This is a genomic window from Mycobacterium sp. TH-M116 (assembly GCF_057473685.1).
Window position 1 is genome coordinate 52,437 of the sequence record NZ_JBYCLC010000212.1, and the last position, 7,802, is coordinate 60,238.

Consider the following 7,802-nt stretch of genomic DNA (forward strand, 5'->3'; position numbering starts at 1 on the left):
CGTCACTGCAACCCCAGGAATTTGGTGACATTGCCGCTGACGATCTTCGCCGCGTTCGCCGGACCGACGGCGTCGACGACCGCCGCCAGAGATTTCTCCGAATAGCCGTAAGTGCTTTCGTTGTGCGGGTAGTCGCTGGACCACATCACCTTGTCCACGCCGATCTTGTCGATCAGCTGCAGGCCCAGCGGGTCGACCATGAACGACGCCATCATGTGGGTGTCCCAGTAGTAACGCACGTCGTGCTGCAGCGGCCGGTTGAACATGTGCCGGTAGGACGCCACCAGGTGTTCGGCGTCCTGCAGCGCCCACGGCACCCAGGCGATCCCGCCCTCGAACCAGCCGATCCGCAGGCCCGGGTGCTGATCGAGAATGCCCCCGAAGATGTACTTGGAGAACGTCTCCCGGAAACCGTCGATGTTGATCATCATCCCGACGACGACGCTGTTGAACTCACACGGGCTCTTCGGCGGGGTTTCGCCGATGTGGTGGGTGAGCGGGAGCCCGGAGGCTTCGATCTCGTCCCACACGGCGTTCATCGAGGTGCTGGAGTAGTCGATCGGGTTGCCGTCGTCGTCCTTGCCCGGGCTCAGGGGCATCAGGAAGGTCTTGAGCCCCAACGCCTTCAGCTCGTCGAGGGTCTTCCTGGTGCCCTTGGGATCCCACCAGTTGATCAGCCCGGCGCCGTAGAAACGGCCGCCCGATCGCTCCTGCAGCTCCGCGATGTACTCGTTGTAGATGCGGAACGTCAGTTCGCGCAACGTCTTGTCCGGGTAGTGGAAGAGCGCCAGCACCGCGTTGGGGAAGGCCAGTTCCTTGTCGACGCCGTCGTCGTGCAGTTCCTGGATGCGCGCCTCGATGTTGGTGCTCGCCGCCCCCGGCAGGTCGTCGTACTGCATCAGCACCGCGCTGAAATCGCCGGGGAGAAACGACTGCCCCTTGCGCCCGACCTGATAGGCGCCGTCCTCGTACCAGATTCGGGGCGCCTTGTCCCTGAGGTCTTCGGGGAAACGTTCGTAGAAGATGTCGGAAGCCAGGGAGATGTGGTTGTCCGCGGAGAACACCACGGTGCCCGCGGGCAGGCCCACGTCGACGCCGCCGGCGTGTCCGCTGCGGTTCTTCGGCGCGCCGAAGCCTTCGGGAGGATAGAGCGAGACGGGGCCGGTTGTTGTCATCGTTGACCTTCCGTTGGGATCGGGTGGGCTACCAGGTGACCGGTAGTTCATAGACGCCGTAAGCCAGCCGATCGTGCTTGAACGGCACCTCCTCGATCGGGACGGCGAGTGAGAGCGTGGGGATGCGGCGGAACAGTGTTCGGTAGACGATCTGCAGCTCCGCGCGGGCGAGTTGCTGCCCCACACACTGGTGTCTGCCGTACCCGAACGCGACGTTGCGATCCGCCCCCGAACGGTGCAGGTACAACAGGTCCGGCTCGGGGAACGCGTGGGCGTCCCAGTTCGCCGGGGCCAGGTCGATGATGATGCCTTCACCGGCGCGGACGACCTCTCCGGCGATGGCGATGTCTTCGAGGGCGACGCGGCGCTGGCCGTTCTGGATGATGCTGAGATACCGCAACAGTTCCTCGACCGCGTTGGCGACGATTGCAGGGTCTTCGGCGTCGCGGATCACAGCCGCCTGCTCCGGATTCGCCAGCAGGGCAAGGACACCCAGCCCGATCATGTTGGAGGTGGTCTCGTGCCCGGCGATCAGCAGGCCGGTTCCCAGCTGCGCGGCCTCTTTGACGCTGAGCTCGCCCGCCTTGACCCGCTCGGCCAGGTCCGACACCGCGTCCTCGGCGGGGTTCTCCATCTTGGTCTCGACCAGCTGTGCGAGGTATTTGTTCAGGCTCAAGGCGCCCTTGACGGTGTCCTCGCCGGTCGCGTAGCGGGCGAGCCCGACGTTGGCATGCTCCTGGAACATCTCGGCGTCTTCGTACGGCACCCCCAGTAGCTGGCTGATCACCAGGGACGGGACCGGCAGTGCCAGCGCGGTGACGAGGTCGGCGGGCTGCGGTCCGGCCAGAATCGCGTCGATGTGCTCGTCGGTGATCTGCCGGATCGCCGGGCGCAGACCCTCGACCCGCTTGAACGTGAAGGGTTTCGACAGCATGCGCCGGAATCGGGTGTGCTCCTTGCCGTCGGCGGTGAACACCGACCGCGGGCGCTTGTGCACGGTGGACAACATGCCCGCGTTCCAGTGCGGAAAGCCAGGCACACGGTCGTCGACACTGACCCGGGAGTCGGAGAACAGTTCCCGCACTTCCTCGTAGCCGGTGATGAGCCATGGTGTGCTGCCGTCCCAGATCCGGACCCGCGACAGCGGCGCGGCCTCGGCGAGCGCCATGACATCCGGAGGAGGGGCGAAGGGGCACCGCGCTTCCCGCGCCATCGGGTACTCCGGAATTCCGGAGTTCGTCCCGGCGCCCGAAGCCCCGGCCGTCGTCAGTGTGTCCGACATGTCACTCCTCGATGCGGATAGCCAGTGCGGGGCAGGCCGCGGCCGCCCGGCGTGCGCCTTCGGCCTGTTCGGCCGAAGGGTTGAGATTGAGCAGGACGACAACGCCGTCGTCGTCGCGCTGGTCGAAGACCTCGGGGGCATTCAGCACGCAGTTGCCCGACGATGCGCACACATCTTGGTCGACAGTTACTTTCATCTGCAGACCCCTCACTCGTATGCTGTCACGGGCGCCAGCCACAGCCCCACGACCGCGTCGATGAGGCCGGATGCGGCAGCGCGCCAGGAACGTTGGGATGTCGATGTGCCGGTAGCGAGCCCGCGTTCGCGCTCGGCGCAGGTGTGCATCAACAGGTTTCGGGCCATGATGTTGCGGTCGAAGTGCACCTCGGCGGGCAGGTCGGGCAGGCACCGGTTGATGCCCTCCACAACCTGAACCAGCGACGGCGAACTGAGCGCCCCCTTGACGATGATGTGGTAGTACGCGGGATCGGTCATCGCCTGCGCCGCGAAACGCGCGTACCACGTGGGACTGCCGAGCTCCGCCAGGTGATCGGTGAGGGGCCGCACCAGGCAGGCCACCCAGTCCCGCAGCTGGGCCGGGTCGCCCGAACTCAGCAACTCGGCGACCATCTGCTCGCGAAGCCGCTCGACGGGGCCGCGATGCTTCTGCTCGACGGCGCGCACCAGATCGGCCTTGGTGCCGAAGTGATAGCCCACCGCGGCGTTGTTGCCCTGGCCGGCGGCCTCGCTGACCTGACGGTTCGACACCGCGAACATGCCGTGCTCGGCATACAACCGTTCGGCAGCCACCAGGATGGCCTCCTGGGTGGAGCTGGCCCGCTCGGTCCGAACGGCCCTGCCGGCTGCGGTCATTGCGCTAGTCAACCGCGCCCAGGCTATTAAGTCAAGCGATTGATTTAATCTCGGGGCCCGGCCCCGTGGCGCGGAAGATCCGAGTTACCCAAGACCCTCGCGGGTGGCGCAATCATTGAGGCGCGATGGAGTTTCCGTGTCGCGGCGCTGAAGCATCGGGTGGTCGGTCGATAAGGATTGATCCGAGGGAGGGCAATCGTGCTGTCAGGGCGACAGGTGGCGGAGATCGAGAACTCCACGCGGTTCCGGACGATTTGGGCGCCGTATGCGCTCATCGACACCGACGTGCGCATCCGCGCGGTGAACAGCGCCTACGAACGGGCGTCGGCTCATCCGCGGGACGCCATGGTCGGCCGGCCGCTGTTCGAGGTATTCCCGCCGCGGTGCATCACGTCCAGGACATCACCCGCGTAGCGCCCCGGGATGGCCGGCGGGCTTCCATCCTGGAGTCGGACGATTTGCGGAAGGTGGCCGACGTTCTTGGTCGCCAGTTTCCCGGTCTGCCGGACGAGGCGGTGCTGGGCGTGCTGAGCCATTCCCACAGCGTCGTGTTGGAAACACTTGAAGCGCCGGATCTCGAGCGGGCGGGCCAACTGGCCAGGCTGCGGCTGGAGGCGCGTGCCGGGCATCCCGCGCCGCAAGCCTGAGGGTTACCGCCTCACTCGCCGCGGCGGCGGATCGCCTTGCCGGCCACCGTCCCGCCGTCCACCGGTAGCACGGTTCCGGTGACGTAGCGCGAGCGGTCGCCGGCGAAATACAGCGCGGCCTCGGCGATGTCGTCGGGGGTGCCCTCGCGCTTGAGCGGCCGGTCGGCCCGCATCGTCTCGCGGATCCTCGCCTCGAACCGCTCGGCCTTGGCCGGATCCATGTTCACAGCCGACGACCCCACCAGCGGTGTGGGTATGTTGCCCGGCGCGATGGCGTTGACCCGGATCTCGTGGTGCGCCAACTCGATCGCCGCGGACTTGGTGAACTGGATGACCGCGGCCTTGGAGGCGCGGTAGGTCATCACGCCGCCGCCGGCCTGGATTCCGCCGATCGAGGTGATGTTGATGATCGCCCCCCCGCCGTGGGCAGCCATGTGCCGTGCGGCGTCGCGCGTCCCGGCCATGACGCCCAGAAGGTTGACGGCCATGACCCGATGGAAATCGGCCAGATCGTCCTCGAGCAGTCCAGGGTGCATGGCGCCCGAGACGCCGGCGTTGTTGACCATGACGTGCAGAGCGCCGAACTCGTGCACGGCCGCGTCCACCAGGGCGCCGATCTGGGCGGGGTCCGAGACGTCCGTCCTCCGGAAGATGGCGCCGGGACCCAGCGCCGCGGCCAGGCCCTCGCCCATGTCCGCGGCGACGTCGGCGACGACCACCCGGGCCCCCTCGGCCACGAACCTCTCGACGATGCCGCGACCGATGCCGGAAGCACCACCGGTGACGATGGCCACCCTGCCGTCGAGTTCGTTGCGCACACGGAGAGTTAATCGGCGCCCAGTGCGTTAAGTCAAGCAATTGATTTAACTGGTCCCACATCAGCATCCATGGCAGCCTCGACGACCCCGTTCGTGGTGTGGCCGCAGACCAAGGCTGCGCGAACCGCGGTCCGAGCCAAGGAAGCGGCCGCGGCCTACGAGACGGCATTTGCGATGACGGTTCCGCCCCCGGCGGTCGCCGCCAACAGGGCCATGCCGACGGCGTTGATCACCACCAACTCCTTCGGGCAGAACACCCCGGCAATCGCAGTTTCGATGAAGTGCCGTTTGTGATGAAAGCCACGCTGGATCGGTATCAGAACCGCTGTCACACTTGACGGCCCGGACCGGCCGGAGCTACCGAAGGATCTGCGACGCTGGTTCCCGGCGGTGAGCGACGGAACGACGATGTCGTTGCGAGCTGCTTGATCAGGCCCGACGTGCTCCGCAGGCGATTACGGAGCCGTCAATCGGCTCGCCACCGGAATGCGCCTCGGGTGCCGGCACCCACGACGTCACCCTTCTCGATGTTGCGCCCCGATCGTTGCGGCTCTGCCACCCAGCCTCGCGGATCACCAGCGAGTCGAACCACGAATGTGCGTTCGTCTTGCGGATCGTCTAGAAAAGATGAGGTCCGCCGGGCCGGACATCCGGGTGTCTTCCGCCGGAAGGCCGGTCCGCACATCAGGTCGCCGAAAGGACCCGCGTGACAGTCAAATCCCGAGCCAAAGGCATCGCTGCCGCCAGCGCCGTCATCGGCGCAGCAGCCGCCGCCGTGACGTCGGTGGCAGTCGCACCACCGATCGCGCCGCAGGTACAACTGGCGACGTTCGGCGCCCCCCTACCGCTCGACCCGGCCACAGACGTGCCGTCCGCGGGACAGGTGGTCAGCGTGCTCAACGGCATCGCCAACCCGAACGTCGCCGCCGCTGAAAAGTCGGGCCTGGTTGAAGGCGGTCTCAGCCCGATCGAGCAGAGCGTAATGGACAGCCGGATGCGAAAGGGCTTGGAGAACGGGAAGTTGCCGCTGACGATCTCCACAACCAACATCCAGCCGGCCGGCCCCGGCGCCGCCACAGCGGATGTCACCGCCTCCAGTGCGAAACTGCAGCCGCATTCCGTCAATCTGAAATTTGTCAACCAGGACGGTTGGAAGCTGTCGCACTCCTCGCTGATGAGACTGTCGCAGATGAGCTCGAACTGACCGGGGTGGGCGCCACGGGCAGCGCGGCTTTCGCCCTTTGCTCCGTCTCGAAAAAATCCAGCAGCAGGTCGTTGACGGCCGACGGCTGCTCGATCTGAGGACAATGCCCGGCCTCGTCGACCACCACCGAGCGGGCGCCGTCGATCTGATCGGCGATCTGCGCGGCCCATCCCGGCGGCAGCAGCTTGTCCCCGCCGCCCTCGACGACCACGGTCGGCACACCGATGCGCTCGTACGCCCGGGCGCTCGACGGCGTCCCGGACGACTTGGCGCCCGGCCGCCGAAATCGGGCCGCTGCCACCGCCTCCCACGCCCCGGGCGCGGTGCTCGACTCGAAGCGGCGCCGCACGTAGTCGTCGTCGGCCGGGTAGCCGGGGTCGTAGAACAGCGCCTCGACGATGCGCCGCATCGCCGGCAGCGTCGCGTCGTACTGCTGTAGCGCCTCGAAGTGCTCGCTCTGCCGGATCTCCCCGCCTCCGCAGATGATCGCCAGGCTGCGGATCGGCAGCAGCGGTGCCTTCGAGGTCGCGTCGGTCAGCAGGTTGACGGCGCCCATCGAATTTCCCGCGAAATGTGCGGCATCGACGCCGAGCAGCTCGCAGAAGCGCGCCACGTGGCGGATCCGCATGCCGCGCCCGTCCACGAAGTCGATGACCTTGGCCGACTGGCCGAACCCCAGCTGATCTGGCGCCAAGACCCGGTAGTGCGCTGCCAGGGCCGCCATGTTGCGTTCCCAGCCGAGCTCGGCACCGGCCCCGAATTCGCCGCCGTGCAGCAGCACCACCGGGTCGCCGTCGCCTGCCTCCAGATAGCTGGTGGTCAGTCCGTCGACCAGCATGGTCTTGCGGTGAATCTGCATGGCCGCCTTCTCTACTTGATCGCGATCGGATTCACCGGAGAACCCACCGCACCAACGAATCGCAGCGGCGGCGCGACGAGCTGGAAGTCGTAGACACCGTCCGCGGCACAATCTTCCGCCAGCGCCGTCAGGTCCCAGTACTCACCGAGCATGCACCCCATGTCGCGCAGGCACAGCAGGTGCAGGGGCAGGAACGCGCCCTCGACATCGGGAACGAGGTCCTCGACCTGAAGGTTGTCGGAGGCGACGGCCGCGACGTCGTGGTCGTGCAGCCACGACGCACAACGCCAGTGCAGCCCCGAGAACGGCTCCGTCTTGTTGCCCGTCTGCAAAAACCTCGCCCACCAGCCGGTCCGGATCAGCACGATGTCGCCACGCTCGAGGGTGACTCCCTGCGCGCGCACGACATCGTCCAATTCCTGTGGAGTGATCGGATTCCCCTGCTCGAGGAAGACCTCCGCGCCCCGATGCCGCACCAGGTCCAGCAGCACTCCCCGCGAGGTGATGCCCTTGACGTCGACCTTGGCGATGCTGCAATGGTAGGCGCCCATACTGGTCACCGAGCCGGCCGCGAAACCGTTGTAGAGCTTGTCCTCGTAGTAGACGTGCGACAGCGCATCCCACTGGGTGGCCGCCTGCAACGGCATGATGACCATGTCTTCGTTGAAGCGGAACAGGTTGTCGGCGAAGTAGCCGCCCAGCTGCTGGGCGGTCGGATTCTGCGACCACCCGGGCCCGTACTGCGCCAGTGTGTTCGCATCTCCGCCGTCGACGGTCATCACGAGGACGGGATTGTGCCGAAAATGGAAGGCCCCCTGCGGCCCAGACGAGCCGAAGTCCACCCCGAGCGGGAACACCTTCCCATGCCGGACCAGGCTCGCGGCCTGTGCGACCTTGTCGGCGGTGATGAAGTTCAGCGTGCCGAGCTCGTCGTCGGCACCCCA

Annotated in this window: 9 protein-coding genes and 2 pseudogenes; 4 read left to right on the forward strand and 7 right to left on the reverse strand. The window is 66.8% G+C overall.

Annotated features, from left to right (window positions below):
• Positions 1 to 2: 2 nt before the first annotated feature.
• From AC2VOK_RS10980 to AC2VOK_RS10995, 4 genes are all read right to left on the reverse strand, one after another.
• Positions 3 to 1,067 carry an amidohydrolase family protein gene (locus AC2VOK_RS10980; RefSeq protein WP_428900500.1) on the reverse strand — a complete coding sequence of 355 codons (1,065 nt, stop codon included), beginning with the start codon at positions 1,065 to 1,067 and terminating at the stop codon, positions 3 to 5.
• Between the two features lie 136 nt (positions 1,068 to 1,203).
• Positions 1,204 to 2,457, reverse strand: a complete 1,254-nt coding sequence (locus AC2VOK_RS10985) for a cytochrome P450 (protein ID WP_428900488.1) — start codon at positions 2,455 to 2,457, stop codon at positions 1,204 to 1,206.
• A gap of 1 nt (position 2,458) precedes the next feature.
• Positions 2,459 to 2,653, reverse strand: a complete 195-nt coding sequence (locus AC2VOK_RS10990; protein ID WP_428900489.1) for a ferredoxin — start codon at positions 2,651 to 2,653, stop codon at positions 2,459 to 2,461.
• Positions 2,654 to 2,664: 11 nt separating this feature from the next.
• Positions 2,665 to 3,330: a TetR/AcrR family transcriptional regulator gene (locus AC2VOK_RS10995; RefSeq protein WP_428900490.1), complete on the reverse strand. Its 666-nt coding sequence runs from the start codon at positions 3,328 to 3,330 to the stop codon at positions 2,665 to 2,667.
• Positions 3,331 to 3,528: 198 nt separating this feature from the next.
• Between AC2VOK_RS10995 and AC2VOK_RS11000 the strand changes: the two genes are divergently transcribed.
• The gene (locus tag AC2VOK_RS11000) at positions 3,529 to 3,744 is read left to right on the forward strand and encodes a PAS domain-containing protein (protein WP_428900491.1); all 216 of its coding nucleotides are present in this window, start codon (positions 3,529 to 3,531) and stop codon (positions 3,742 to 3,744) included.
• Between the two features lie 53 nt (positions 3,745 to 3,797).
• A complete protein-coding gene (locus AC2VOK_RS11005; RefSeq protein ID WP_428900492.1) occupies positions 3,798 to 3,977 on the forward strand; it encodes a hypothetical protein in 180 nt (59 codons plus the stop codon).
• An 11-nt stretch (positions 3,978 to 3,988) separates the two neighbouring features.
• On the opposite strand, the gene AC2VOK_RS11010 is transcribed toward AC2VOK_RS11005, so the two are convergent.
• Entirely contained in the window at positions 3,989 to 4,795 is an 807-nt protein-coding gene (locus AC2VOK_RS11010; RefSeq protein ID WP_428900493.1) for an SDR family NAD(P)-dependent oxidoreductase, read from the reverse strand.
• A 51-nt stretch (positions 4,796 to 4,846) separates the two neighbouring features.
• Here AC2VOK_RS11010 and AC2VOK_RS11015 point away from each other — a divergent pair.
• A pseudogene (locus tag AC2VOK_RS11015) lies at positions 4,847 to 5,071 on the forward strand (PPE domain-containing protein); the annotation flags it as partial.
• A gap of 430 nt (positions 5,072 to 5,501) precedes the next feature.
• Entirely contained in the window at positions 5,502 to 5,999 is a 498-nt protein-coding gene (locus AC2VOK_RS11020; RefSeq protein ID WP_428900494.1) for an MTB12 family secreted protein, read from the forward strand.
• 43 nt (positions 6,000 to 6,042) lie between these two features.
• Here the strand turns inward: AC2VOK_RS11020 and AC2VOK_RS11025 are convergent.
• Positions 6,043 to 6,858: pseudogene (locus AC2VOK_RS11025) on the reverse strand (alpha/beta fold hydrolase); the annotation flags it as partial.
• 11 nt (positions 6,859 to 6,869) lie between these two features.
• On the reverse strand, positions 6,870 to 7,802 hold a 933-nt coding region (locus AC2VOK_RS11030), incomplete at its 5' end, for a cyclase family protein (RefSeq protein WP_428900495.1).